The sequence below is a fragment of the Altererythrobacter chaiwopuensis genome (assembly GCF_054957755.1).
In genome coordinates this window covers 449,133-475,636 of record NZ_JBTXJG010000001.1, presented here as the reverse complement: position 1 = coordinate 475,636, position 26,504 = coordinate 449,133, and the positions used below count along the sequence as shown (strand labels likewise).

Here is a 26,504-nt window from a genome sequence, read left to right as displayed (position 1 = left end):
TGACGCTGGGCGGCATGGCACCTATCCGCACCGGCCTGTTGGGCGGCAGCTTCAACCCCGCACACGCCGGCCATCGCCGGATCACTCGCTTGGCGATCAAGGCATTGGCGCTGGATGAGGCCTGGTGGCTGGTTTCACCGGGCAATCCGCTCAAGCCCGTGAAGGGCATGGCCCCGCTTGCGGCGCGGCTTAAATCGGCTCAGCGCGCGGCGCGCGGCGCCCGGATCGTGCCCACCGCGATCGAGAGCGAGCTGGGCACGCGCTACACTGTCGACACCCTGCGCGCGCTCAAGCGGCGGTTTCCCAAACGCGATTTCATCTGGCTGATGGGATCGGACAATCTGGCGCAGTTTCACCGCTGGCGCGACTGGCGCGAAATTGCCCGCATGATGCCGATTGCGGTTATCGCGCGGCCCGGTTATGATGGCGCTGCCCTGGCAAGCCCCGCCATGGCCTGGCTCAGGCGCTATCGTGTGCCGCAAGCTGGTTTGTCAGAAGGGGGCAGATGGAGCGCACCGGCACTGGTGTTACTGCGTTTTGATCCCGATCCACGTTCGGCCACGGCCATCCGCCGCGCTGATCCGGATTGGGCTTTGCGTTATTCCGGCCACCCGCCTCGTGACAATTTGACCCGTCATCTTGTCGCACGAGAGGGGGGCGCATGAGGCGCATATTGCGCGCTTCCGGCGTTTCTGCGGCCCATCGCATCGTGAACCACACATACAGGAGAATCGATAACGCCTATGAACCAGGCGCAACCTTTGCCGGCAGCCGCCGACACCACACAGAAAGCCCGGCCTTCGATGGCTAGGCCAGTCAAATCCGCTGACGCCCTGCACGAGCTGGTGCTGGCGCAACTTGATGACGACCAGGCGCAAGAGGTGGTTTCGATCCCGCTTGAAGGAAAAAGCTCGATCGCCGATCACATGGTGATCGCTTCCGGGCGTTCGACTCGCCAGGTTGCGGCGATGGCGCAGAAACTGGCCGAGAAGATCAAGCAGGAAGGTTTCGGTTCGTCACGTATCGAGGGGCTGCCCGCTGCAGACTGGGTGCTGATCGATGCGGGAGATGTGGTCGTACACCTGTTCCGCCCCGAAGTGCGCAGCTTCTACAACCTTGAGCGGATGTGGGCGTTCGGCGATAACGAGCCGGCGGTCGGCACTGCGTAGCTCGTTTCGTGCCCGCGGTCATTGCGGACCGTAGCAACAGGTTTCAGTGAGGCTTTGCCATCCTTCTTCACGTAATCGCTCGTGGCAAGATCGCCCGTTCGCCCGAGGCAGAGCTGGTCGCGCGCTATGAAAAGCGGCTCACCTGGCCGGTAAAATTGACCGAGCTTGCGGAAACCGGGGGCAGGGTTCCCGATCCGCAAACCCCCTGCAAAACCGTGCTGCTGGACGAACGCGGCAGGAATCTGACCTCCGAAGAACTGGCTGAAATCCTGGGCCGTTGGCGCGATGACGGCATGCGCGAGGCGCGCTTCGTGCTCGGTGCCGCTGATGGGCATGGTGAGCAAGAGCGCGGCGAGGCTGACCTGCTACTCGCCTTTGGTAAGGCCACCTGGCCGCATCTGTTGGCCCGGGCGATGCTGATGGAGCAGCTCTACCGTGCAACGACAATCCTTGCCGGGCATCCCTATCATCGGGCAGGGTAGGGTGATGAACCCGCGAAACCGCCTTTTTTTAATCGGCCTCGCTGCGGCTTGCCTGGCGGTATTCGCCAGCTTGCCGCGCGCTGAAGCGGGTGAAGCAGGGACCCTGGTAGCAGCGGCTGTCTTCGATAGTCCCGCCGCCGCGCGCGACGCTGTTGTACGGGCAGAACAGGCTGCCGCCGATGCGGCGCAGCGTGCGCTGCGTCTTGATCGGGGAGCCGAAGAAGCCAGCGAAGCGGCCGAAAAGACCGCACGCATAGCTGCCGCACTCGCCGCCCGCATCCAGCAGGCCGAAGCTGACATACTCGCAGCTCAGGCACGCTATGCCCTGATTGCTGACCAGCGCCGCGTGCTCGATGCCCGTCTGGCGGTGCAGCAGCAACCGATCGTTCGCCTGACTGCAGCCTTGCAGAACATGGCGCGCCGCCCTTTGGTGCTCTCTGCGCTTCAGCCCGGATCGCTCAAGGATACGGTCTATGTCCGGGCCGTGCTGGAAACAACGCTGCCCGAGATCCGCACCCGGACATCGGGCTTGCGCAGGCAGCTTGAGCGCGGGCGTGCGCTGGAGCGCGATGCCCGGGCCACCTTGGCGCATTTGCGTAGCGGTGAAAACCGCCTGGCTGAGCGGCGCAACCAACTTGACGCGCTGGCCGCCCAGCAACGCCTCGCCTCGCGCGAGGCACGGGCGATTGCCCAAAAGGAAAGCCAGCGAGCGCTGGCGCTGACCGAGGATGCGCGCGACCTTGATGCCTTGCTTGGTGAGCTTGATCGTGCGGGTTCCCTGCGGGCAGAGCTGGCGGCGCTGCCCGGTCCGTTAGTGCGCCCGCCACGTCCGGGCGCGTCGCAGGTCATGAATGGTGGCGCTGGAAGCCCCACGCCGCGCCCCACCGGCCTGCCTGCGCCGCTGCAAATGCCGGTTCAGGGCCGCACCTTGGCCGGCTTCGGCGCGATCGACGCGGCAGGGCTGGCCAGCACCGGGTTGCGGCTGAGGCCGGCATCGGGCGCGCAGGTCATCGCACCGGCAGAGGGGCGGGTCGCCTTTGCCGGCCCCTATCGCGGGTTTGGCCGCATCGTCATCATCGAACATGGCAATGGTTTCACCAGCCTGGTTACAGGCCTTGCGCGAAGCAATATTGCTGCGGGGGACCAGGTGATCGGGGGCAGCCCGATCGGCACGGCATCCGTGCGCGAGCCAATGGTAACATTTGAGCTGCGGCGGGATGGAAATCCGGTTAACCCGCTCGATTACATGTAGGTTTCATGCATCTTCGGCAGGCTGCGTGCCCGTTGACCGGCGGCAGAATGGGAAAACATTTGTCAAAGGAACCGTATCGCTTCGGGTCGCGATCGCGCTCTCATCTGGCGTTAAGGCGGTTTGCGCGATAGAACTCCAGCAGAACAGGAGCCCAATTGCCTATGCGAATCGCCGATCTGATGCGCAGCGCCGCGCTTGTCACCGCTGTGGCGCTTATCCCGGCCACCACCGCCGGCATGGCGCAAGTGGATGGCCGGGCGGGCCCGCAATTCGCCAAGCTGTTCGCAGCGTATCAGCAGATCAAGGCCAATTATGTCGAGCCTGTCGAAGATGACGTTCTGATCCGCGGCGCGATTGACGGCATGCTCGGTGCGCTCGATCCGCATTCGGCCTATGTCGATGGCCCCGCGCTGCAACGTCTCACCACGCTGATTGATGGCAATTATTCGGGGCTTGGACTGTCAGTGGTGATGGATTCCGGCGCGGTCAAGGTGATCTCTCCCTTCCGCGGCAGCCCGGCAGAAAAGGCCGGGGTCAAGGCGGGTGATTTTATCACCCATCTTGATGGCGAGCTGATCTATGGCGGTGATCTTGACGAAGCCGTGGCACGCATGCGCGGGCCGGAAGGCACTTCGATTCAGCTTACAGTGTTCCGTCCTGGGCGCGACGAACCGCTGGAATTGAAAGTCACCCGCGGCGTGATCGAGCTTGAGCCGGTCACGCACAAGCTGGAGTCCGGCAAGATCGGTGTGATCACGGTCAATGAATTCTCGACCAATGTCGGGCGCGACGTGCACCTGGCCTGGCAGGCGCTCCGCACAGAGGCTGCGGGCCGGATGAACGGACTGGTGCTCGATCTGCGATCCAATCCGGGCGGCTCGCTCGACGAGGCAATCGCGCTGTCGGATCTGTTCCTGAAGGAGGGGCGGATCGTGTCGCAGCGGGGCCGCGCGCGCGGCGAGAACGCCCAGTATAACGCTGATGACATCACCAATTACCGCCATCTGCCGCGACAGGATACGCAGCGCTTCATGGGCGCAATTGCCGAGGGCATTCCGCTGATCGTGCTGATCGATGCCGGTTCGGCCTCGGCCTCCGAAATCGTCGCCGGTGCACTGCAGGATCATCGCCGGGCACTGATTATGGGCGATCGCAGCTTCGGCAAGGGCAGTGTTCAGTCACTGCTGCCGCTGGGCCGCGATGCTGCGCTCAAGCTCACTACGGCGCGTTATTACACGCCCGCCGGGCATTCGGTGCAGGAAGGCGGCATCAAGCCCGATATCGAAGTCCCCCAGCTGTCCGACCCGGACCTTGAGAAGCGCAACAAATATGTCATGCGTGAAAGTGACCTGCGCGGGCATCTGATCAACGAACTGGGGCTTGAGGATGAAGCGCTGGAGGTGGACAAGCAGGTCGACCCAAGATTCCGCCTGACTTCGGCTCAACTCGAGGAGCAGGGGGTTGCCGATTTCCAGCTGCACTACGCGCTCGAAACCTTGCGCCGGACAACGCGGGCAACGGTGGCGCTGCGACAGTAAATCGGCTAGCTGCGGACGATGGATAAGACACCGGGCGGGCGCCCCGCCGATTTGTTGGCACAACATCTTGCCTTGAGCGTACCGGCTTTGCTGCTGGGCGGTGCCTATCTGGCGCAATATGGCTTTGGCCTTTACCCATGCGAAATGTGCTGGTGGCAGCGCTATCCGCATTTCGCCGCGCTGGCGCTGGCCATGCTTTCATTCGTCGCACCGCTGCGGCAGTTCTGGATTGCCTTGGCTGGCCTGGCGATTTTCGTGTCCGGCGCGATCGGCGGCTTCCATGCCGGGGTCGAATATGGCTGGTGGGAGGGCCTGACCGCCTGTTCGACCGGCGTTCCCACAACCGGGGATGCGCTGGATGCGATTATGAACGCGCCGCTGGTCCGCTGCGACGTTGCGCCGTGGGACCTGCTGGGAATCTCGCTCGCGGGATGGAATTTCCTCATTTCCTGCGCCGCCGGTATCGGGATATGGGAACTTCTGAGGCGCAGCGCCAGACCGGCTTGAGAGGTGGAAGATGAGCACACGAGGCATCACCCGCGACGAACTCCACAGTATGATCCGCGTCGATCAGGCGGGCGAATATGGCGCTACACGGATATATGCGGGACAGCTTGCCGTATTGGGCAATCGCGGCCCGCACGCGCAGGAAATCGTTCATATGGCCGAGCAGGAAGAAGGCCATCTTGCGCGGTTTGATGCAATGATCGCTGCGCGCGGGGTTCGCCCTACTGCGCTGCAGTCCTTCTGGTCGGTCGCGGGTTATGCGCTGGGTGCGGCAACCGCGCTGATCGGCCCGGAGGCGGCGATGGCTTGTACCGCAGCGGTCGAGGAAGAGATCGATCGGCATTATTCGCAGCAGCTTGATCGGTTGCGGCAAAGCGGGGCCGAACCGGAACTTGCGGACATGATCCATGAGTTCCGCGAAGATGAGCGCGCGCATCGTGACACGGCGCTGGCAGCCGGGGCGGAAAGGGCGCCTGCCTATCCGCTGTTGGCGGGGGCGATCAGGCTGGGTTGCCGCGCTGCGATCAAACTTGCCGAACGAATATGAGCAGGATTAAACCGCGCGTGAAGGCGCTTCATATGCTATTCAACTCGCCTGCGCTCTAATATGCGCATTGTCCCTGACTTGCTCGAGGTATCGTGATGACCCGCCGCATTCTTGCCCTTTCCCTGATCGCCGCCGCGCCGTTTTGGCCCGCCACACCGGCCGCCACGCAGGATGACGCTGGCGACAAGGTCAATATGGTGATCGTCTATGGGGCCGATGAATGCCCGGCACCGGCGGAAGGCGAGATCACGGTCTGCGCGCGCAAGGCCGAGGATGAGCGTTTTCGCATTCCCGAAAACCTGCGATTGAGCGACAGTCCGCAGAACATTGCCTGGGCCGAGCGTGTCGAACGTTTCGAGATGATCGGTGATTTTGGCACCATGTCGTGCGATCCGGCGGGGGCGGGCGGCTGGACTGGTTGCACCCAGCAGATGATCAATGCGGCCTATGCCGACAAGCGCGAAGGCTCCGACATACGCTTTAGCCAGTTGATCGAAGCCGCACGGGCTGAGCGCCTTTCAACCATCGATGAGGATGCTGCTGCCGAACAGGAGCGGGTCGAACTGATCGAACGGGAATATATGGAGCGGCTTGAACGCGAACGGCAGCAGGGCTTGCCGGGCGAGGGAGCGCCGCCTGCGATTATGAATGAAGGCGGTGAAGCCCCTGATGCCGCCGCCAAGCCTGACGGCGAATAACCTGCCGCATCAACCGTCCGCAAAATGTCGCCACAATGGCGGTTTTGCCCGACAGACACCCCTGCTAGTGGGAAACCGCAGCCAATTCGGCTTGCGTGCCAGGTTGCATGACCCCTTCCTGCTTCACGATGCGCGGTTGCGGAGTTTCGCATGACTTAATTTCGATGTCGCGCGCGATGACATCGGATTCGTAGCCCACTGTAATCGTGCCGAAATCCAGCGGGCACAGATTCAGGCGCCCGGCCTGCGCGGGATCGATGGAGAGGCGGTAACTCCCCGGCATAACCCGTTCAAAAAAGTAATAGCCATCGAGCTCTGTCTTGACGATTCCCACGATCTTCCCGTTTTCCTCGGATAGCATCAGTCTGACGCCAGAGACGCCTTTGGCCGCCCCGTTGGAAACAAAACTGGCTGTTCCTTCAATCTCGCTGAGCGCTACGACAGGATAATCGATGGCGTGGAGCCGCCCCGCTCTGGGAACCACCTCCACGCCAGGCTTTGCCGGCGCAAGTGTGATGTCCGGAAGGCTGGCTGGATCGATCTGAATACCCACTTCCCGCCCGGTACCCAGCCCACCGATTCTGGCGATACCGGACTCGTTGGTGGAGGCTGTCTTGTTGAACACGACGAAATCGACTTCGGGCAGCAGCCGGTCTGAAGGGCCATAGGTGCCGTCGCCATTCAGGTCCTGGAAGGCGCGCAGCGTTGCTCCGCCTGACGTGGCTTGCCCGGGGCGCGCCGCAAAAACGCGCTTGCTAATGGGATCGCGGCCGAGGCTTAAACCAAGGCGCAGGCCGACATAATAGGAATCGTTCGAGAACGAGTAATTGCTGTCAAAGGCCAGGCTGAAACGGTCAAAATCGCGCACTGCCGAAAGGCTGAAGAAGGGGGAGTGGCTTGAAAAGTCATAATTGGCAGAAGCGCGCAGTGCGGTGCGGTCATCAAGCGTGTGATTGATTTCGGCGCCTGCATTTGTGATGTCGAGCTGCGGATGGACCTGGTAGCCAAGCGAAAACCGCGCCCTTGTGTTGGATCGGCCAAGCGTAGCAAGGTCGAAATTGCCGAACAGCTGGGCGTTGTTCTGGAAATCGGGGGAGCTTGTGCGCGAGTAATCAAGTGTGTTTGAAAGCAGCAGGCCGGATGTGCGGGTGGAAGCTCTCATCCCGGCCTGGAATGTGCTGCGCCCGTTTACGTCCTGAAAACTGCGCACCCGTGCGCTCAGCGGAATGACCAGGCCGGTAACAGGGTTGCCCAGTTCCACGGTGGTGTTGAAATCGAGCTCGGTCGCGCGTCGCAGAAACTGCAGCCCTGGCGCCTTGGTTTCGTCGGGGAAAAGCCCGCTGTATTCGGTATGGCTAAGCGTTACGGCAGAGCGGCCAATACGCCCGCCGATGCCGCCCTCGAATGCCAGCGCCCCTCCATCGGCAAACCCCGCATCCAGCTTCACCGCTGCGCCGCCCAGGCTGGTCCGCATACCAGCAGAGGAAACCCAGTGGTCGCCGTCGCGTTCGAACCAGGCACCACTCAGCACCGCTGTCAGGTCTGAACTCACGCCATAGGCAAGCTGCCCGCTTGCGCGCCAGTTGCCGAATTCGCGTGAAGGCACGAAGTTTGGCGGCGTCACCCCCAGCAGGTTCTGGTCCCTTTGTGCGGCGCCGAAATTGTAGACCAGCTGCCCTTCGGAGACGCGCCCGTCACCAACAGAGATGCGGCGCACACTTTCGCTGCGCTGCCCTTGCGGACCGAAGAATACCAGGCGGAAAACATTTAGCCCGAAATCGACCGGCACCTGAAGAAACTCGAACTGGCCGTTGACCGTTTCACGCGTCGATCCGATCAGGATGTCATTCCGGTAAAGTTCGACTTCGTAGCCGTCGGGCAGGATGCCGCGCAAATCCACACGGTCGAAAACAGAGGTTGTTTGCATCGCCGCATTGGTAACCGCGAAGCCGCGGCCCGAAACGCTGCGCAAACCCAACGGCATCGATTCTGTGGCAATATCGCCGACAGAAAAGGCCGTGGCGGAAAGCGGGCCCAACAGATCGCCATCGGGGTCGACCCGGCCAAGCTCCAGCAACGACGCGGTCAGGCCGTTTTCAGTCTCGCCGCTCAGATAGGCTTCGGCTGTAAGAAAGCCCAGATCACCGGCCAGTCGTAAATCGCCTTCCAGGCGCGGGCCGAAAATGCTGTCGGAAACGGCGCGAAGCTCGACGTCCGCCGCAGGAATCGAAAGTGCCTGCCACGGCAGGTCCACCCGCTCGAAATCGCGCGCTTCCCGGCCGCCCTGACGCGCTTCCATTCTTTTCCTGTTTGCCTCACGCTCTGCCCGCAGCTGGAACGGGAAGGGTTGCAGCGTTTCGATTTCGACCGACATTGATCGCAGATCCGCCGCGATCCTGATCGGCAGGAACTCGGCAAACTGTTCGATCTGCAGGTACATTTCGCCTTCGAAAGCCACCGCCTGCGATCCCTTGAGCGGGCGCTGGGCTGTTTCGAACTCAACCAGCTTCTGGCGCAGGTCGATGGCCAGTACGCGATCCTCGTCCAGGATCCAGCCATGCGCATAGTTGCCGTCATCGCTCACCGTGATGGCGAGATCAAGGATCCGCGCCATGGCGCCAAGCGGCAGATAGATGCCGCTGCGCGTGCCATAGGCAATGATCGTATCGGTTGCGTCTATGCCCTTTATCTTGACTTCGAGGATGAGCTCATCCTGTGGGCCAAGCACGGGCGTTTCGGCAGAATAGGCGGGGGAGTTTGCCTGCCCTGTTGCGCGCGGTGGCGGCACTAGTTGTGTCAGGTCTGATGAAACAGCATCTGTCTTGAGCAATGCAGCAGAACCGGCAAGCGGCTCACCGGTGCGAAAGTCCCACACACGCGCTCCCGTCTGCGGCTGCGTTGAAACGCCGGGCCTGTCCCCGGTTGGTGTGAGGGCCTCGCCCCGTGCTTCGCCCTGTGCTTCGACCTGTACTTCGGCCTGAGTCTTGACCGGCTCATTGGGTGGTGTTTCGACATGGGCACCGGCCATAGCCGCTTCATTGTCTTGCCAGTTTGGCGGGGCTGAAACTTTTGCCTCTGCGGCGGCAACATCCGCCATGCTGTCAAGCGGAGCGATGGGCTTTCCGGTTGCGAAATCCCATACCCGCGCCGCAGATGCCGCACTGGCTGTGGTTCCGGGTGCCTCCGCGGTTTCTGCACCCGTATCCGCATCGGCGCCCGCATCCACCAGCGCAGAGCTTTGGGGCGCAGCAATTCCAGTCACGGCCAAACCGTCGGGCGCGGATGTTTCAACGCTCACTTGCGCGCGTTCCTGCACCTTTTCCGCAGCGGCTGGCTGAGCGGGCTCGGGGGAGGGCGCAGGCACCGCCAACGGTGTCGATGCGGCATCCGCGGCTGGGTCCGCTACCGGGCTGTCATCACTGACCTGGTCAGCCACGACGGCCAGATCGCTCGCCTCAACTGGTGCCGCTTCTTCGCCGGCTACAGGGCCATTGTCATTGCTTTCGAGTGCCTTGTGCACGGGATCGACCGGAGTGAGCGGTATTCCGGTGGCGAAATCCCAGATTCGCACTTTCGATCTATCGGCCAGGGAGCCGGCTGGTTCGCCCAGCGGCACGAACTCCGCGAAAGCTGCGTCCTCCTCGCCTGCGGTTTGCTGTGCCAATGGTTCAAGGTTTCCGGCCAGAACGATCGGCGGCGCGGCAACGGCTGGCGCCTCGACCGCAGATTTTACCATCGCTCCGCCGACATTTGGTGCGGCGCTGGCGCCCGGATCGTTTAGGCCGGAATCACGCAGCGCTCCTGGCTCTGCGGGTTCACCGGCGGGCGCGGCGGCGGCTGGCTCGCGATCTTCTGTAGGTCTGGCTTGCTGGGTGCCTTGGCCGTCGACCCTGTCCGTATGATCGGTGTCGTTGGCAATACTTACTGCCCGGCCAGGAGTTGGGGCCGGGGCCGGACGCGCCGGGGCGTCATCCCCGAACGAGGGCCTGGGTATGTCGGCCGCAGCGATGTCGCGCGCTTTCTTACCACTATGCTCCTGCGGCGAGGGCATAGGCATGCGCTTTGTGCCGCTTTCCCTGTTCTGGGGAAGCGAACAAAGCGCCAATGCGACCGCCCCCAAACTGACGGCGCTGACGTTCCGGATGAGTTTCCGGCGGTTCAAGGAACCACGAATTCCTGTTCGGCAAGTTTGGCGCCCGGTTTGAAGTCATCATCGATGAACTCGATCCTCAGGCGGGTCCCCGCGGACACAAAGCGTGGCTCAAGCTCGGGGTTGACCGGGATCGTCACCTGCCTGCTGTCGACTTCGGGATAGACGCCGATGCCCTTGGAAATCGCAACCGGCTGGTCCGCGCCCTTTGCGGTGACCACCACATCGCCAAATGCAGAGCGCGTTCCCGCACGCGTCACGGTGAAGCGGATGGCGCGGGTTCCGTCCTGCGAGGTGAGCAGGCTGATGTCCTCAATGCCTACGTCCAGCGTCGTTTCACCGATCCGCACGATTACCGGGATCGAGATGCCAAAGCGCGGGCGGATGGTTACGCCGATGCCTTCGGTGCTCGTTCCGCCCGCAGCACTTTCAATGGAAAGGCCACTATCGATCGGCGGAACCGAAGTGACAACGAAGTGCGAACGGTATTCACCGTCGGGAATGTCGGCAGCGGCCCGGGCCATGACGCGAACCAACTGGGATTCGCTGCCCCGCAATGCGACCCTGCGTGGCGAGTGCCGCAATAGCCCGCTGGCCGTTTGCACGCGCGCCCTTGTCGCTTCGTCAATCTCCTTGTCGAGAGCGAGCAAGCGCCCATCCGGGGTCATTGCCATGTCGACCAGGCGGATTTCGTAATCGCCCGGATTGACGGTTTTATTGTAGAGCCCGATCGATGCGATTTCACGGCGTCCGTTGATCACCACCCGCTTCGGGAACAGGTTTATATCGCCCATCGCGCCAACCGAACCCTCAGGCGGAGGTGGCGGAGCAGTCTGGGGCGTTGTTGGCTCGATATCCTGCGCCAGCGAGCCCGCCGGGCCCAGGGCGAGGATAGTAGCCAGAGCGCCCGCCAGAAGGGTTGTCGGTGTGGCGCGGTATGCGGCAGATTTGTATGCGGAACTCATATCAGGCGACCCCCGTTTGTGTCGCCCGGTCTATGGATCAAATATGGTTAATTGCGCGTAAACGCCTAGGGGTTCTACCTTAGCTCAAAGATAGAAAACGGTAACTTCGAACACCCCGGAATAATCGCCGGGCTGCTGGTTGGCCTGCACATTCAATGTGCCGCCGATATAAAGGATGAAGAACCCGTTCGCATCAAGGCGATTGATCGGGCTTGCAGAGGAGCGATTGAACGCCAGATTGCTCACGGTCATGCTTGCCCCGTTAGCATTCGAGATCACTGTGCTGTTGGAATGCGAAGTGATGAAGCGGCGGTTGGCATCGCCCAGGACCAGGAATTGGGCCGGCCCCCTGACGCTTGGCCACGCGGGAAGAGCGAACGAACTGGTTACGCTACCGGCCGGTGTAATCGTAACTGTACCAGCAACTGGTGGAGCCAGGATCTGGCCAAAGCGGAGGTCTTCAACCGGCAGGATTTGAGGCGGACTGGCCACCTCCACCTGGGCCTCGCCCTGCGCAAAATCGGTTTGGCCGGGCGCGGCATGGGCGGCCACTGCCAGGCAGGCTGTGCAGACAGCGCTAAGTCCTTTCAGGCCTTGGATCAGTTTCTGATGGATCATCGTGCTGGTCCTCTGGCTGGCCGGCCGCCAATCTCACTCGGAGTGGCGGCCGGTCTCGTCAGGACATCAGTTGTAGCTGACCGTCACGTCATAGGTACCATTATAGGTGCCGGCGGCCTGATTGGCGGCCACTGTCAAAGTGCCCCCAACAGAAACAGTGGCCAGGCCCGATGCGTCGAGGCTTCCTGTGGTCGCGACGTCCGTGGTGAAGGACATCCCAGCCATTACCTCATTACCTGCAACGATGTTGAAATCGCGGTTGGCATCGCCCGTAACCGAGAAAGTATCTTCCGAATTGGTCGAGGTGGGCACGAATGTTACGTCGCCAGTAACAGAACCCACGCCAGCGGTGGTCACGACCACGGTTCCGCCGTTGGTCCCCGGAACGATCGTGCCGAAATCCAGCGCACCCCCATCATGCACGATCGAAATCGGCGCAACGATTACCGCAGTAGCTGCACCTTGGGCGGTGTCAGTGTCGCCGGGCGCAGCGGCAGCCGGAATAGCGAAGGCGGCCCCAAAGGCTGCCAGAACGAACTTCTTCATTACGTAGTCTCCAAATGTTTTGGTTCGCCCGGCGGCTGCCGGTGCTTACATAGGTATAACTACGTGACCCTTAAAAAATCCTTTTTGCCATAAAAACATATAAATACAGTATGTTATTCTTGCCATTAAACTGGCATCAATCATAGGAAACAACTATATTCAACGTGGCCCTGTATCTCCCGGCGGCAGTTCCGCCGGGAACTTCCAGCGTGCCCCCAACCCGAAAACCGTCCGCCCCTTCTGCGCTCAATTGGCCGCGCGCTCCCTGGGAAGAAAGGTTGTCGGTCGCGACAGTGATCTGCTTGACCAGCAGAGCTGGCGCAGATGAGCTGACCGGGCTCGCATATGTCTGATCGGGATATTCGATCCGGTAATATCGGCCCGGCTGCCCGCGCACGGCGAATCGGGCGGGTGAAGCATCGCACAGCGCGGCGGCGCTGCAGGCAGCCCTCAGCGAACCTGTGTAGACCGGGGCGCCGCCGGCTGGGTCAACGCTGATCGAGCCGCTGTCGCTTGGCGAAACCGCCAGCGTGCCGAACTCCAGCGGGGCAACCGCTTCGAACGTCAGGGGGGCGATCACTTCGGCGCTGGCGTTGCCGGAGGCGGTTGCCTCATTCCCCGGTGCCGCCAGCGAGGGCGCGGGCAACGCGGCCAGCCCAAAAGTGGCAACGATAGCCATGGTTTCTTTGGAGATCATGCTTGCCTCCTCAGGATTTGAACATCCTAGGAAGAAGCTCGCAGGAAAATCTCAGCCTACAATCAGGTAATTACACTTATGTGCCAGAATGGCGCACCTGGATTGCCGGAAACTAACGCACCGATACGAGCGCTGCATCGACAGGAATCGGGATCGCGATCGGCCCTCCGCCAAAGATCCTCTCGACATCCAGCCGTCCGCCAACATTGAAAGACATCGAGCAGACTCGCTGGACGCAATTGAGCATCTCGATCCGGATGACCTGTCCGGGCTCGATAAAGCTGTAACCGGGCAGATCGGTCTGATAACGGCTGAGCCGGGCCGTCAGGCCGCCACTGCCAAAAGCCGGGGGCGCCGACATCACCAGCTCGATTTCAAGATCCATCCGCCTGCGGCCATTGTTGCCCCGATCATATTCCACGGTGAAGCGCGCCGGGCCCGTGCCAGTGTCGCTGAGCACGAACACACCGGCGCTGGTCACGGCGCCCGATGCCGAAACCTCCCTGAAACCGCGCGTTGGCACGGCGAAGGTTCCGAAACGAAGTTCTGAATTGCTGATGATGCGAAGGGCTGACTGGTTGGCGATCGCTGCTGGCGAAGCGAGCAGGGTGAGCCAGCTGAAGGCCGCAATTGCGCTGGCCGTGCGCCAGCGGAAACGCTGCGTTGCCAATTGGCTTCGCCTGGATTGTGCGGGATGGAAATTGGATTTCAAGACGTGCCGCGACCCGGGAATAAATTCGACGAGAAACGCGAGTATAGCTCCACAGGCGCATATTGCCAGCCGCGCGTGTCAAAGCAGGGCTTATACTGCGTAATAATCGCGGTACCATGCGACAAAGCGTGCCATGCCATCACGCACAGAGGTTTGCGGTGCGTAACCGGTTAGCGCGCGCAGCAAGCTGTTGTCAGCCCAGGTTGCCGAAACATCGCCCTGCTGCATGGGCAGCAGGTTCCTGATCGCCTCGCGGCCGCAGGCCTCCTCGATCGCTTCGATGAAATCGAGCAACCTGACTTTCTCGCCATTGCCGATATTCACCACGCGAAAAGGTGCGGCGGGCGAAAGGCTGTCTTGCTTGATCGGCTCGCCGCGCGCATCGACGGCGGGCGGCGGGACATCGACAAGCAACCGGACCCCCCGAACCAGATCGGTTACATATGTGAAGTCCCTATACATATCGCCATGGTTGTATACGTCGATCGGCGTGCCCTCGAGAACCCCTTTGGTAAATTTAAACGGTGCCATATCGGGCCTGCCCCAGGGGCCATAGACGGTGAAGAAACGGAACATCGTGGTGGGGATGCCCCATAAATGGGCATAGCTATGGCCCATTGCCTCGGTTGCCTTCTTCGTCGCGGCATAAAGCGTCAACGGCGTGTCGCAGGCATCTGTCTCAGTAAAGGGCATCGCCGTATTGGCGCCATAGACCGAGCTGGTTGATGCCATCAGCAGATGGGCGACTTTCAACTCGCGCGCGACTTCCATCACATTGAACGTGCCGACCAGATTGGCATCGACATAGGCGCGCGGGTTCTCGAGGCTGTATCGCACGCCTGCCTGTGCGGCGAGGTGGATGATGATGTCGGGGCGGGATTCCACCGCGATGGTGCGCAAATGCTCGAAATCCTCAAGCATCCCAACCTCTGCGCGGAAATGCCGGTTTTGCAGCAGCATCTGGTGGCGCCGCTCTTTCAGCCGGACATCGTAATAATCGGTCATTCCGTCATAGCCGGTGACGGCAAACCCCTCGTCCAACAGCAGCTGGGCCAGGTGATAGCCGATGAAGCCGGCGGAGCCGGTGATGAGGGCGGAGCGCATGGGCATTGGTTAGCGCTCGCGCGGCCACTTGGCGAGGCTGATCCTGCGCCACGTCGCACTGCGATCCGTGCCAATCGCATCGGGCTTGGTCGCCGAAGGCCGAAGACGGGAGGGCAGGACACCAGGCATCATCATATCACCGCGCGTTTGCGTTATCGGGTATTCGGGGCGGCGCGAGCGCAGCTGGTCGCGGCACTGATTTGCCTGTTTGGCAGGGAATTAACAGGGTAAATCGCTCATTTCGGGCGCGAAACAGGCCTTTTGGGGTGATTGCGCCCGATCCGCCGATAAATTACTCACGCGATTACAGATGGTTATGGGATGGGAATCATCGTTTCCCTGTTCTTCGCCAGAACAGGGTATTTAATCGCGCTAACAGGCAGCGATATCGCGCAGAACAGGGCGGCTACTCGCCGGAACAGGAAGCGATATCGTTCATGTCAGGCAAGTATCCGGGCCCTGCGCCGTTTCTCGAGATATGTCTTCTCCGTCATTCCCTGTGCTACGAAATGCAAGCAAGATTAGGGATCAATGGTAGGGTGGTCGGCGGCGATGTTGCCAGCGACCTCGCCGAACTGGGCCCGTGGGCCACGAAGGCCGTTATGCTTGCCAGCAGTTGATCAAGTGCCTGCGCCAGGCGCTTGCGCGGTGGAGCAGGCACGCGGCAGCGATCGCAAGACTAAACCCGGAACGCTCAAGGCACGGTCAGCTTGATCGAATCAATCGACAGATCCGCGCCGCGATTGCCCACCCTGGGCATGCCGCCGATAAACAACTCAGGGTAGTCGCAAGCCGAACCGCTCTCGGCCTCGTAGAAGGCCGAACGGCGGTCCATCCCGGGGTTTCCTGCCGAACCCGCGGCCTTGCGCACAAGCAGCACCTCGCGCGCGCCGGGGCAGATCAGTGTAAAGCGCAGCGAATCGAGGCCGCGAAGCTGGCTGCCCGCACTCAGCGTCACCTCCAGCTCCGGTCTCTGGCCTTCGGTGAGAAAGGTCATGGTCCGCGCGATGATCGGGGCGCCCCGGCCGTTCCAGCGCAGCACCAGGCGGCTGCTCCATTCTTCGGCAATGATTTGCGCGGAGATCCCGGACCGGTTGGTGAGTCGCCAGTCCTGCGGCGCGGTGGCCCAACGGGTTTCAGGAGGTTCTCCCAGCCATTGATCGAAATCAGGATCGTACAATAATTGCGACTTCTTTTCGGCGGGGAGCTGGGCCCTGACCATATCGGCTATCGCGCCCTTGCGGCCGGCATTGAACAGCGCATAAAGCGCCGCGCGCATTTCCACGCGATCGACCGGCATGTCGTGTTCGGCCATGTAATCAAACAGCCGCAAGCGCGCGTCGAGGATCTCCGGGTTGGCCAAGGGCTCGGCCATGCGGAAATAACGTTCACGCCAGACGGGATTGTTCGCAAGGCGCTCGGCCATCAACCTTGTCCCGGTTGGATCGACTTCCAATTGCGCAAGGAGAGGCATGATCTGTTCGGCCAGCTTGCCGCGCCGAAGCAGCGCATCCATGTGGTCGAGTGCTGCGTCGAGGTCATTGCGCCGGGCTGCTTCGAACAGGAGGTTTTGCTGTGTAGCGGTGTCACGCCAGCCCAGCTTGCCGAGGGTCGACACATAGGCGCGCCGCTGGGTCTCATCGAGTCCTCCTCGCACTTCGCTGGCGTAAATGGCGTTGAGCAGCGGCTGATCGAGTGGCTGACGCGCGAGAGCTCTTTTGGCCGAGGCAAGTTGCGCCGGGCTCATCGCCTCGCCTTCGGCATTGACCAGGCTGGCGCCGGAGCGGTCTACTGCGTCCGCGCTCTGCTGCTGGTAAGTCACAAACAACGCAAAAGCGATGATCGCCAGCGCTTGGCCGGCGAGGCCCATTGCCTTCAGCTTCACGCTTCGATCCGTCCAGGATGGCCCGTCGTTAACAGTTTCGCCAGAGCCCGAACGTTTGCGGTGGAGCGCGAACAGAAAGCCGCATGCTACAGCAAAGATAACCGCGTGGCTCTGGGTGCGGAGCGGATAGTCGACAATCGAATGCAGGCCTACCAGCACAATGCTTACAGCGGACGGCAGAGCAAAGGCGCCCAGTTCCTCGCTGCCGCGCCAACCACTCCAGATGCGTTTGCCAAAAAGGAAGATGAACAGCAGGAGGACGATCAGGCCGGGCAGGCCAAACTCGATCAGGAGTTCAAGATATTCGTTGTGCACCCTGTTGAAATAGAGCGGGTTGATATCATCGAGCCGTTCGATCACCGGATAGACGGTGGTGAAGCTGCCTAGACCGGCGCCCCATGGCAGGTATTGTTCGATCAGCGGCGAGCTCTTCTGCCAGATTTCGAGGCGACCATTCTCCTCGATTTGCGAGAAGCGATCGAGTGCCGCCTGGACAGTCGAGCTGAAGGTCACGAAATACAACGAGGCAAATGCCGCTACCGCTCCGCCCACAATGAACTGCCAACGCAGCTTGCCGTGGACAAAACAGGCATAGAAAGTCGCCGCCAATCCGGCTGTGGTCAGGCCAATACCCGCGCGAGATAGCGTGCCAACCGCAGCAATGAAGAAGACCATAGCCGCAAGCACGGCGACTGCCATCGCAAGCCGCGGGTTGCGCAGGCGATCCTTGATGGCTGCGATCGCGAAAGCTCCACCGATGGCCATAAGCAGCCCTTGGTGATTGCGGTTGGCGAAGAAGCCGAGGAAGCTGCCGCGATGGCGAGAATCGTAAAGATCAAGCGTCGAGCCCGTCGTGCCGAACTGAATGAGGCCGACCAGCAGCGCTAGAATAGTGACAGCAATGAGCACCCCGACGACGCGCCTGCGCCCAGCCCGATCCAGTGTCAGCGATGCAAGGAAGGTTGCTGCTGCCGGCAAGAGCATCAGGAAACCGAACAGCGTATCGCGCGGCACCAGCGAGAGCCCGCGCCACGCCCCTGCGGTCCCCAACAAACCGAAGACTTCACCAGCGAGCTCGCGGCCCGGCAAGGCCTGCCAGACGCCCGGCGGGAGCGGTATCAATTGCAGCAAGGGTAGCGCGACGATAGCGATTGCGGCGGCCTTCAGAGCCATCGGCAATGAGGCAAATTTCCTGGCCGCTCCTGCCGCAATGGCAACCGGAAGCAGGCAGGCGGCGACGAGGCAAATCACCAGGATCTGCCAGTTTGCGCTGCTTGGCGCTCCGCCCAGAATGATTGAGGCCGTGACCAGTGCGTAGAGGAGATATTCTACCACGGTTTGCCACAGGCTTCCGAAACCAGCTCGGATTTGCTTTTCAGTTTTCAACTAATCTCCCCACGGGCAATCCCGGCATCTACATCTTGCCACCTGCAGTAGTGTTCAATTTTCGAACGGTGGCACATTTACGTATATGGTTGGTAGCCGTCTACCTCATGAGGGCTGATTGCACAGATACCTCTAATTCCATAATATCGGATCGATTATCTTTTCACTTTCTGCAATATGTATCGAACTCGCGACTGACGATTGCGGGCTTGCTATGAGACTCGTAGCGATATTATCGTGATAGGCTATTCGCCTTTTTGACTTGCTGCTCGGCTATCAGGATCAAGCGTCGAAGGCGCAGTGCAAGCGTCAGGTCGTGGATCGAGTTGAAAGAGGATCGCAGCATTGGGCGTCGACGAACCAAGACTCGAGGGTGAAGAAGTGGCGCTTTCCGAGGTGAGCAAATACGATCCAGTAAGCAGTGAGAATCTGTTCCTTGCGGAGCTTAAAGCGAAGCCTGGTCATCGACATCGCGTAAGTGCAGCGGCGATCCTGCTCGACATTGGTGCCATCACAACCGCCTATGTTGTCGCCAGCCTCGCCTATCTTTCCCAGATCGACATCGAGCTTATCTCCCGTACACTCGCGTCAATCGTCCCGATCTATTTCCTCTTCGGGTTGGCTGTGCAGAGCTATCCTGCGAGCATACTCGCCGATGGATTACGCAGCGCCTGGCGCGCTGGCGCCGCGCTGGCCTGGGCATCTTTACTGATGTTCCTCATCTTCTTCTTTCTCAAGATCAGCGAGGAATTCTCGCGAGCGGTACTCGGTTTGGGAACAATCCTTGCCGTGATCCTTGTCGGCATCGCTCGAATGAGCGTTGCTGGGCTGACGCGGCGGGCGCTTGGCTCGAACCCGTTCGCTCATCTCCATCTTTATGACGAAATGCCCATACCAACATCCCCCACGTCGGAGGCGCTGAATGTGAGCGACATCGGACTGCAGCCTGCCCCTGACAATCCGGCCATGCTCGATTTGCTTGGGCAACTGGCTCTCGGCCTTGATAGCGTGGTGGTCCATTGTCGCCCGAAAAAGCGGGGGCAATGGGCCTTCATGTTGAAGTCGCTGGACGTTCGAACCGAAATCGTGATGCCGGAACTGAGCGCGCTACGCCCGCTAGCTATTCGTGAGCGATCAGGTGAGACAAGCCTGGTCCTGGGTAGCGGGCAGCTTTCCTGGAGCCAGCGCTTTCTCAAGCGAGGGTTCGATCTGGTTTTTACATTCGCCCTGATGCCTATCATTGCTCCATTGCTCGCGTTTATTGCGGTGCTCGTCAAATTGGATAGCCGCGGGCCAGTATTGTTCCAGCAGGACCGGATCGGCCTCGGTAATCGCAAGTTCAAGATCCTGAAATTCAGAACGATGCGGATTGAAATGCAAGATGATGAAGCAAAGAAGACGACTTCGCGGAGTGACCCAAGGGTTACCCGAGTCGGTAACTTTCTGCGCCGCACCAGCCTTGACGAGCTACCTCAATTCATCAACGTGCTTGTAGGCGACATGAGCATCGTTGGGCCACGACCGCATGCCGAGCGCACCGCTGTTGGGTCAACCATGCTTTGGGAGATCGATGGGGCGTATTGGCATCGCCATGTCGTAAAGCCTGGCATCACTGGACTGGCACAGGTGCGTGGCCATCGGGGCAGTCTGTTCGAAGAAAGGCAGTTGACGGACCGTCTGAATGCCGACCTTGAATATGTCCAAGGCTGGTCGATTGCATCCGATCTAATTATAATTTTACTTACAATCCGTGTGATTATTCATAAGAATGCATTTTAGTTTGGCTTGGCAGTCAATTATCCTGAGCTGGTCCGATTCTAAATGCTGGGTGCAAGTTCGATATTTTTATCAAAGCGCCATCGATCAAATTATCGTTCGTTTTTCCAGTAAGACCCACGGCTGCGCTGGTGACGAAGCAACTCCCTTCTGGTGTGAAGGCCAACTTCGTCGGTCGCCTTACAGGTAACTGTACTTCGGCGACCGCATTGCCGCACTTTCGTTGTAATGGATCGTATGCGCGAATAGCGGCCCCGTCCCAGAATGAGATCCACATTCTTCCATGGTGGTCGAGACACATGCCATCAGGATAGCCCTCTCGAGGATCAAATCTTGCCCAAACCTCCAATTCACGCAGCCCCTTTTGGGGTGTGACTTTACCAACATAAATCGCGGCGGCGGCAGAGTCTGTTAAGAAGACTTTGAAGGTTCTGTCACGCAATGGAATGAAAACAGGCCCATTCGTAACTTTGAAGCCAGTTGCCATTTGCAGCAAGTCGTGGCCATCCCATCGCCACCAGGCACCACTCACTCTTTCTTCCTTGTTGTCCATGGTGCCGGCCCAGAAACCGCCAAGCGGATCAATGGCTCCATCGTTGAATCGATTACCTGGCCATTCTGTTTCGGGCGCGGCGGCGAGCACCTCGAGCTTTGCGGTACGGGCTAGATCATCGCAGCGCAGCCGCACAATACCCCGACCTGTGGCGGCCAAGAAACCGGCGCTATTGGGGTCGACAGCTATGCAGCCGATTGACCCACCAACATCGCCGACAATTGTCCACTCCTGGGCCCCAGGTTCATGAGGCAGTGTCTCAAACAACCTGGCTTCTTTGATGTCGACCCAAAATAATCGGTCGCGCCGCCCATCCCAGATGATCCCCTCACCCAGCGTTGCGCGATGATCACTCCAAACCGAAACCGGCTTGTTCATGAGGGGTCGTGAAGCCGTGAGAGGATCCCGCCATCCAGTGTCAAGATCGAGCCAGTAAGAAATGCCATTTCGCGCTGCAGCAGGAATGCGACAACTTTCGCGACTTCCTGAGGCTTGCCAATCCTGCCAGCTGGATGAAATGCGTCGAGCTGTTCTCGCTCGCTTGCCCGACCCTCAAAACCCGCCTCAAGCATATCAGTTGCGATGGCTGCAGGGGCGATGGCACAAACTCTTACTGCACCCCCAAGATCCACTGCAAGTGCCTTGGTAAGACCATGAAGCGCTGCTTTGCTGGTAGCATAGGACACAAAGCCCGGCTTTGTGGCCTGCGCGTGCACCGAACCGATGTTCACAATGGCACCTTGTGCCGCCTCAAGACTATCCGCGAATGCCTGGCTCAATAGGAAGGGGGCAGTCAAATTGACGGTCATACTTTGCTGCCAGTCATCAAGCGCGATCGAACGGGTGGGGGCAAGGAGCTGCACTGCTGCGTTGTTGACGAGCGCCCCCAAAGCCCGATCGTCTAATGCCTCTCTTGCTGGGCTCAAGCAGTGAGAATTGAACAAATCCCGTTGCTCGCATTGCCGAAGGTCGAATTGGATATATCGATCGCAGGCATCAGCATTTTTGCCGAGCCCAATCCCCAAAACATACCAACCTTGCGCGCGTAATTCGGCCGCAATCGCTTCGCCGATGCCACTCTCGGGCCCTGTTACTATGGCGGCGCGCTCAGTCATCACAAAGCATCTCTGCAATCATGGCGATGGTTTGCTTGCTAACTCTTGCCACGGCATCAATGGTGTTGGACGCGTTATGGCTTCCAAAAATATTGTCGGGATATTGCCGGAGTTGGCTAGCTGGCGAGAAGGGTTCAGTCTCGAACACATCGAGAGCCACCGAATGAATCTTGCCGCTGGCTAGGCCTTCGACGAGTGCCGCCTCTTGAATAAGCGGGCCTCGGCCAACATTCACGATCCGCACACCATCCTTGAGTTGCTTGGCAGTGTTGACGTTGAGCATGTGGTGAGTTTCCGGAGTGAGTGGTGCTGTAAAGACAACAAAGTCCATCTTCCCAAGTCCCTCTGGCCAAACCATTTGCATAGCATCGATGCACTCCTGATGCTGGTAATAGGGATCGTAGACAAAAAGATTCATCTCTGCCGCGAGCAAACGTTTGGCCGTATTTCTGCCAATATCGCCAAAGCCAACAAGCCCGACGTTCTTGCCAGCGAGTGATATCCCGGCTGGTTTGGGCCAAGCGAAATCGCTGCGTATTTCCCGATCGATACGAAAACTGTGGCGGGCGAGCCCGCTCACATAGTGCATAGCAAGATCGGCTACTTCCTTGCCGAAAACGCCAGGAGTGTTCGCTGACTTCAGCCCAAGTCGCTTGGCCGCCACAAAGTCGACGTTGTCCACGCCGACTCCCCATTTGACGATTGCTCGCAGCTTGCCGCAAGCGCCGGCTTCGAGGACGCGCGAACTGGCGGGATCGTCTCCGATAATCCAGCCGTCAAACCCGGGCAGCAGGTCAATTAGTTCTTGCTCGCGCATTGTCTGCGTGACCTGCGCAGCGGTCAATTCCAGGCCCTTCACGGCAAAATCTGCCCGGAAGGATTCGATCATCCCCAGCATGGGGGGGCAAGTAACCAGTATCTTTGGCGATGCGGTCATGGTTTCTGGCCCAGACGATAGAGGGCAACGGCCTCTGCCAATTCCCACTGAGCTTGGCCATCGATATCGATTGCTTCAGTCGGGTCCATAGGGAGAAGTATCGGTGCGGCACCGATACGAGCTTTGGTTTTGGCGAAGCTACCGCGGTTGAAGATATAGAGGTTCGAGTTCTCCTCGTACCACGTTTCGAGGTCTTGAGTTCGAATGAGATTGCCCGGATCGTGGTTGATCGCGCTTCCATCGGCCCGATAGAAACGCGTCTGGACAGGATTGACGCTGAACAGTGAGTCGGAGGATCCATCTCTTACGCCTTCGGAATATTTCTCAAGCGCAGCGGCAATCGTTGCGGGTCGGAGCAACGGGTTCGTCGTATGGGTCATCACATAGGTTTCAGCCGACACATTTGCGACATCGTCGGCTAGGACCAAATTCATGGAGACCATGTCGCCACAGATTTCAACCTTGCGGTCACGGATCATTACCCGCCCGTCTTCCGCACCATCCTCAAGGCCATTTTCAGCCAGAATCTGTCGGGCATCAGTGTTGATTACGACCTTCTCAATTTCATCGACGTCCAATAAGCTATCGAGGATCCAACGAAAGAGCGGTTTCCCGGCGAACTCGCGAAAATTCTTGCCTTTGACGCGCTCGCTGTTTGCCTTCATCGGCAACAGGGCAACGGTGTTGAAGCTATCTTCCAAGTCGAAACCTTTCCTTGCCGGGATAACGCGCAATTCCGCCTATCTCGGGTAAAAGTACTGTTCACGCTTTTCCCGCGACAGTTTGCGATGATCGTTATTGCCCCTGTAAGTGCCCCAATACTGCATGCTGCGAAAGAGCACGATACCTTTGCACTCACGCAGCAGGCGTTTGTCCTGAAGCGCGGAGCTCATATCGAGCAGTATTCCCGCAGCCGTGTAACGCAAGAAGTCCAGGAAGCTTACATGCACTTCGGGCAGGATGCCCTGAAGAGCGATTGCCTCGCGTTCGTAACGACGCCTCACTTGCGCCCAGGTTTCTTCATGAATGTGCTCCACCACCGCTTCCGCGACGTAACCGATCTTGCCGCCGTCTGCCCATAGTTTCTTCGCAAGCACCATGTCTTCAAGGCCTGTCACCTCCTCGTCGAAACGATAGCGTGACCAAGCCTGTTTGGTCACGGCGCTGTTGGCATTGTTGCAGAAGAAGCCTTCTTGCGGGATCAGCGTCTTTTCCGGAAAATACTTCTGAAACAGCTGCTTCTCGCTGTACTTGCTATAGCCATCACGCCACATTTGGCGTCCATAGCTATAGTCACACCGGCCATCTTCAAGCGGGGCGCACAACTCCTGCAGCCAATTTGGGCCTTGTGGGATGCAATGGCCCGAAATCATCACCAGATGCCGCCCAGAAGCAGCCTCGCATCCGATATTGAGAGAGCGTCCGAAGGTAAATTCGGACTTGTCGATCGTCTCGATCCGGCAGCCATGCGACTTGGCAATTTCAAGCGTGCCATCAGTCGATCCTGAATCAACGAGGACAACGTCGTAACTGAGTCCATGCGTATCCTGGCGCGCGATTGCACCAAGGAGCGTTGGCAACCACTTTGCTTCATTGAGGGTACGGATGATGATGCTGATGTCGGTCATGATGGGCGTTGGGGGAGCTCTATTGTTTTTCCAGGACGTTCGACCTGTGACTGTCAATCCTAGGTCGAGAGGGTCTCATATTAAGCAAGCGAGACGCTAGCGGGTTGCCAAAGAACTGCGCCGTGTGTCTTGCTTGTTTCCAGAGCGAGCAATGCCGATGATCATAAAAGTAACAAACATCACTTCCAATCGTCCGTATGAAAGCAAGGACTCAAACACTCCAGTAGTGAGCACGAAAACCGGAATGAGATAAAACTGCGCCACACTCCGATCTGGATGGCCGGTCAAAATGTCAACGGTCGAGATAAGCAGAAAGCAATAAATTGCGGCCTTCAGAATTCCGCCAGTGACGATAAGGTCCAAGAGCAGATTGTGCGCATCCGGCAAGCGATCCAGCTCGTTGAACATGATGATGAAGTTGTCGACATCTTGCACTCTCAACCCAATCTGGTTTGTGCCATCGATCCCCGCGCCAAAGAGCCAGTAGATAAGATTCTGGTTGAGGCTCGCTATGATCTCTTGCCAATATTCCATTCGTCCGGAGGAGAAATCCGATCCGATCCGTATCAAACCTTCCAACGTAAGCTGACTAAGCCAATCAAGCTGCACCAAGATGAAGGCTGAGGGAACAAGGCCAAGGCAAAGCCAAGTCGCCTTTCTGGTCGGAGAGGCAAATATTGCGAGACCTCCTACCAGAGAGAGGCTGAGCAGCGCTCCTCGTGAATCCGAAAGCAGCACTGCAACAACGCACACGGAAAGACCCGCAAGAGACAACCGCTTCCTGCTGTAAATGTAGTCAGCAACAAAGAACGCGCCCATTATACCGGCAACGGATCCGAAGGCGTTCATGCCTCGTGAAAAATAGAAAAAGGCTCGACCGGTTTCTAGCCCGAACATTTGCAATGTGACATTGGGAGGCGCTCTTTGCCCCGGTTCAAACCCCTCAAGGCCGAAAGCGTAGAAAAGAAGGTTTCCAGACGCGAAAAGCATTAGTGCAATTCGCATTGGCGGCAACGCGCCCAGGCCGGACCTGGACCCACCTAGCAGCGCAACGATGCTAGTAATCATTACTCCCGCGGACAGAAGCAACAGGTCTGTCGGCAGTGGGGTCGAAGCGTATGACAAGAGAATGCTAAGCCCAAATATAAAGCAAACAGCGATCGCAATAAGCATCGTATCCTGCCTTTGCGCTCGTTTCCAATTCCAGAACAAGAGATCGAGTGCGATCAGGGTTATGAAGTAAAAGGATATATTGCTCAGGAAAAGGAATGCGGCCCAAAGAAGTCCCCGCCCGAGGACAATTTTTGAGGCCGAGCGATTGGTGCGCGAGGCTCCGTTCAGGAGGCCTACGAGGCCTCTCCCCTTATCGAAATTCGAAACTACTATCCCGTTATTCATGAGCATTAGGCGCCGAGCCCTTGAATGCCGCTTCTGCGACCGGAAAAAAGCACGGTATCTCCGAAGTACCTAATCCAGTCTCTCGAGCCAGGGCTTGCGCTAATTCGGGAGTCCGGACAGCTAACAAATTGCCCCAACTGTTCGGATCAACTTGGTCAGGCTTGAGCACAAACCGCTTCCATTTGTGTAAGGTGCCATATTCTCGAATTGGGTACCACTCAGATATGACAGTCCAATATCCAAAGGATGTGAGGAACTGCGCCACGTCGTCAAGCTGATAGCCTAGCGGCCTCGTTTTTCGGTCTTCATACTCGCAAATAATCGCGCTCGGCGCGAGCTGCGCGAAATCGAGCCCCTGAAGAACAAAGAAATCATAGCCCTCAACGTCGATTTTCAAAAAATCAATTGACTCAATCGAATATTGAGAGATGACCTCGTCAAGAGTGGTGACCTCTACCTGCTGCGTTTTTTGGTGACTATCGTGAAACGCTGAAAGGCTGCTGATCCCCGAGCTAACCTCACTCGAAAAGAAGTCTCGGGCCGATGCTGCCTCGGCCCCCATTGCGCGACGATCAATGTCCACGAGATGGTGGCCACCAAACCGACTGCTAAGAAGGGCGCGGTTCTGATCGTCGGGTTCAAATGCGATAACTCGCCAGCCATTGTCGACAAATGGCTCCATCTCGTAACCATGGTGCGCGCCAACGTCGATCATGACGCCGACAGTTCCTAGGCGACGGAACATTGTGAAAAAAATGTCTGTCTCGTCTATTTCTTTCCTGCCCAAAAGGGTTTTCGCGGCAGCTATTACTCTCCTCCCAAGCAGTCGTTTCAGAGTTTT

At 59.1% G+C, this 26,504-nt stretch carries 25 protein-coding genes; 9 read left to right on the top strand and 16 right to left on the bottom strand.

The features are described from left to right. The first annotated feature begins 14 nt into the window (after positions 1–14). The 3 genes from ACX2DJ_RS02405 to ACX2DJ_RS02395 all read left to right on the top strand — a co-directional run bounded on the left by ACX2DJ_RS02405 (position 15) and on the right by ACX2DJ_RS02395 (position 1,651). Positions 15–665 carry a nicotinate-nucleotide adenylyltransferase gene (locus ACX2DJ_RS02405; protein ID WP_462570787.1) on the top strand — a complete coding sequence of 217 codons (651 nt, stop codon included), beginning with the start codon at positions 15–17 and terminating at the stop codon, positions 663–665. Between the two features lie 138 nt (positions 666–803). Further along, the gene (rsfS, locus tag ACX2DJ_RS02400) at positions 804–1,169 is read left to right on the top strand and encodes a ribosome silencing factor (protein WP_462570786.1); all 366 of its coding nucleotides are present in this window, start codon (positions 804–806) and stop codon (positions 1,167–1,169) included. Between the two features lie 59 nt (positions 1,170–1,228). Next, positions 1,229–1,651, top strand: a complete 423-nt coding sequence (locus tag ACX2DJ_RS02395; protein ID WP_462572527.1) for a 23S rRNA (pseudouridine(1915)-N(3))-methyltransferase RlmH — start codon at positions 1,229–1,231, stop codon at positions 1,649–1,651. 28 nt (positions 1,652–1,679) lie between these two features. On the opposite strand, the gene ACX2DJ_RS02390 is transcribed toward ACX2DJ_RS02395, so the two are convergent. Next, positions 1,680–2,030 carry a hypothetical protein gene (locus ACX2DJ_RS02390; RefSeq protein WP_462570785.1) on the bottom strand — a complete coding sequence of 117 codons (351 nt, stop codon included), beginning with the start codon at positions 2,028–2,030 and terminating at the stop codon, positions 1,680–1,682. On the opposite strand from ACX2DJ_RS02390, the gene ACX2DJ_RS02385 reads away from it, so the two are divergent. From ACX2DJ_RS02385 to ACX2DJ_RS02365, 5 genes are all read left to right on the top strand, one after another. After that, complete coding sequence (locus ACX2DJ_RS02385) at positions 1,998–2,903, top strand: murein hydrolase activator EnvC family protein (RefSeq protein ID WP_462570784.1); 906 nt, start codon at positions 1,998–2,000, stop codon at positions 2,901–2,903. The genes ACX2DJ_RS02390 and ACX2DJ_RS02385 overlap by 33 nt on opposite strands. A gap of 161 nt (positions 2,904–3,064) precedes the next feature. Further along, the gene (locus tag ACX2DJ_RS02380) at positions 3,065–4,441 is read left to right on the top strand and encodes a S41 family peptidase (protein ID WP_462570783.1); all 1,377 of its coding nucleotides are present in this window, start codon (positions 3,065–3,067) and stop codon (positions 4,439–4,441) included. A gap of 18 nt (positions 4,442–4,459) precedes the next feature. After that, positions 4,460–4,948 carry a disulfide bond formation protein B gene (locus ACX2DJ_RS02375; protein ID WP_462570782.1) on the top strand — a complete coding sequence of 163 codons (489 nt, stop codon included), beginning with the start codon at positions 4,460–4,462 and terminating at the stop codon, positions 4,946–4,948. Between the two features lie 10 nt (positions 4,949–4,958). Beyond that, a complete protein-coding gene (locus ACX2DJ_RS02370) occupies positions 4,959–5,495 on the top strand; it encodes a demethoxyubiquinone hydroxylase family protein (protein ID WP_462570781.1) in 537 nt (178 codons plus the stop codon). A 95-nt stretch (positions 5,496–5,590) separates the two neighbouring features. Continuing rightward, the gene (locus ACX2DJ_RS02365) at positions 5,591–6,193 is read left to right on the top strand and encodes a hypothetical protein (RefSeq protein ID WP_462570780.1); all 603 of its coding nucleotides are present in this window, start codon (positions 5,591–5,593) and stop codon (positions 6,191–6,193) included. A gap of 64 nt (positions 6,194–6,257) precedes the next feature. On the opposite strand, the gene ACX2DJ_RS02360 is transcribed toward ACX2DJ_RS02365, so the two are convergent. The 8 genes from ACX2DJ_RS02360 to ACX2DJ_RS02325 form a co-directional block, all read right to left on the bottom strand. Beyond that, positions 6,258–10,250, bottom strand: coding sequence for a hypothetical protein (locus ACX2DJ_RS02360; RefSeq protein ID WP_462570779.1), 3,993 nt, complete (start codon positions 10,248–10,250; stop codon positions 6,258–6,260). Positions 10,251–10,351: 101 nt separating this feature from the next. After that, positions 10,352–11,308, bottom strand: coding sequence for a fimbrial biogenesis chaperone (locus tag ACX2DJ_RS02355; protein ID WP_462570778.1), 957 nt, complete (start codon positions 11,306–11,308; stop codon positions 10,352–10,354). Between the two features lie 84 nt (positions 11,309–11,392). Further along, on the bottom strand, positions 11,393–11,926 hold the full coding sequence (locus tag ACX2DJ_RS02350; RefSeq protein ID WP_462570777.1) for a DUF4402 domain-containing protein: 534 nt from the start codon (positions 11,924–11,926) through the stop codon (positions 11,393–11,395). 66 nt (positions 11,927–11,992) lie between these two features. Then, positions 11,993–12,472 (bottom strand): DUF4402 domain-containing protein, encoded by a 480-nt coding sequence (locus tag ACX2DJ_RS02345; RefSeq protein ID WP_462570775.1) that lies wholly within the window; start codon positions 12,470–12,472, stop codon positions 11,993–11,995. Between the two features lie 136 nt (positions 12,473–12,608). Next, on the bottom strand, positions 12,609–13,169 hold the full coding sequence (locus ACX2DJ_RS02340) for a DUF4402 domain-containing protein (RefSeq protein ID WP_462570774.1): 561 nt from the start codon (positions 13,167–13,169) through the stop codon (positions 12,609–12,611). Between the two features lie 112 nt (positions 13,170–13,281). Further along, a complete protein-coding gene (locus ACX2DJ_RS02335) occupies positions 13,282–13,839 on the bottom strand; it encodes a DUF4402 domain-containing protein (RefSeq protein WP_462570773.1) in 558 nt (185 codons plus the stop codon). A gap of 132 nt (positions 13,840–13,971) precedes the next feature. After that, a complete protein-coding gene (locus ACX2DJ_RS02330) occupies positions 13,972–14,985 on the bottom strand; it encodes a GDP-mannose 4,6-dehydratase (RefSeq protein WP_462570771.1) in 1,014 nt (337 codons plus the stop codon). Between the two features lie 694 nt (positions 14,986–15,679). Next, the gene (locus tag ACX2DJ_RS02325; RefSeq protein WP_462570770.1) at positions 15,680–18,256 is read right to left on the bottom strand and encodes an O-antigen ligase family protein; all 2,577 of its coding nucleotides are present in this window, start codon (positions 18,254–18,256) and stop codon (positions 15,680–15,682) included. Between the two features lie 345 nt (positions 18,257–18,601). Between ACX2DJ_RS02325 and ACX2DJ_RS02320 the strand changes: the two genes are divergently transcribed. Then, positions 18,602–20,035 (top strand): sugar transferase, encoded by a 1,434-nt coding sequence (locus tag ACX2DJ_RS02320; protein ID WP_462570769.1) that lies wholly within the window; start codon positions 18,602–18,604, stop codon positions 20,033–20,035. 13 nt (positions 20,036–20,048) lie between these two features. Here ACX2DJ_RS02320 and ACX2DJ_RS02315 read toward each other — a convergent pair whose 3' ends face one another. From ACX2DJ_RS02315 to ACX2DJ_RS02285, 7 genes are all read right to left on the bottom strand, one after another. Continuing rightward, on the bottom strand, positions 20,049–20,963 hold the full coding sequence (locus ACX2DJ_RS02315; RefSeq protein ID WP_462570768.1) for an SMP-30/gluconolactonase/LRE family protein: 915 nt from the start codon (positions 20,961–20,963) through the stop codon (positions 20,049–20,051). Then, positions 20,960–21,700, bottom strand: coding sequence for an SDR family NAD(P)-dependent oxidoreductase (locus ACX2DJ_RS02310; protein WP_462570767.1), 741 nt, complete (start codon positions 21,698–21,700; stop codon positions 20,960–20,962). Before ACX2DJ_RS02310 ends, ACX2DJ_RS02315 begins: the two co-directional genes overlap by 4 nt. Then, positions 21,693–22,589: an NAD(P)-dependent oxidoreductase gene (locus ACX2DJ_RS02305; protein WP_462570766.1), complete on the bottom strand. Its 897-nt coding sequence runs from the start codon at positions 22,587–22,589 to the stop codon at positions 21,693–21,695. Before ACX2DJ_RS02305 ends, ACX2DJ_RS02310 begins: the two co-directional genes overlap by 8 nt. 44 nt (positions 22,590–22,633) lie before the next feature. Next, entirely contained in the window at positions 22,634–23,338 is a 705-nt protein-coding gene (locus tag ACX2DJ_RS02300) for an acylneuraminate cytidylyltransferase family protein (protein WP_462570765.1), read from the bottom strand. Between the two features lie 39 nt (positions 23,339–23,377). Continuing rightward, positions 23,378–24,265, bottom strand: coding sequence for a glycosyltransferase family 2 protein (locus tag ACX2DJ_RS02295; RefSeq protein WP_462570764.1), 888 nt, complete (start codon positions 24,263–24,265; stop codon positions 23,378–23,380). Between the two features lie 96 nt (positions 24,266–24,361). Then, positions 24,362–25,333, bottom strand: coding sequence for an O-antigen ligase family protein (locus tag ACX2DJ_RS02290; RefSeq protein WP_462570763.1), 972 nt, complete (start codon positions 25,331–25,333; stop codon positions 24,362–24,364). 322 nt (positions 25,334–25,655) lie between these two features. After that, positions 25,656–26,378 (bottom strand): FkbM family methyltransferase, encoded by a 723-nt coding sequence (locus ACX2DJ_RS02285; protein ID WP_462570762.1) that lies wholly within the window; start codon positions 26,376–26,378, stop codon positions 25,656–25,658. Positions 26,379–26,504: the final 126 nt, after the last annotated feature.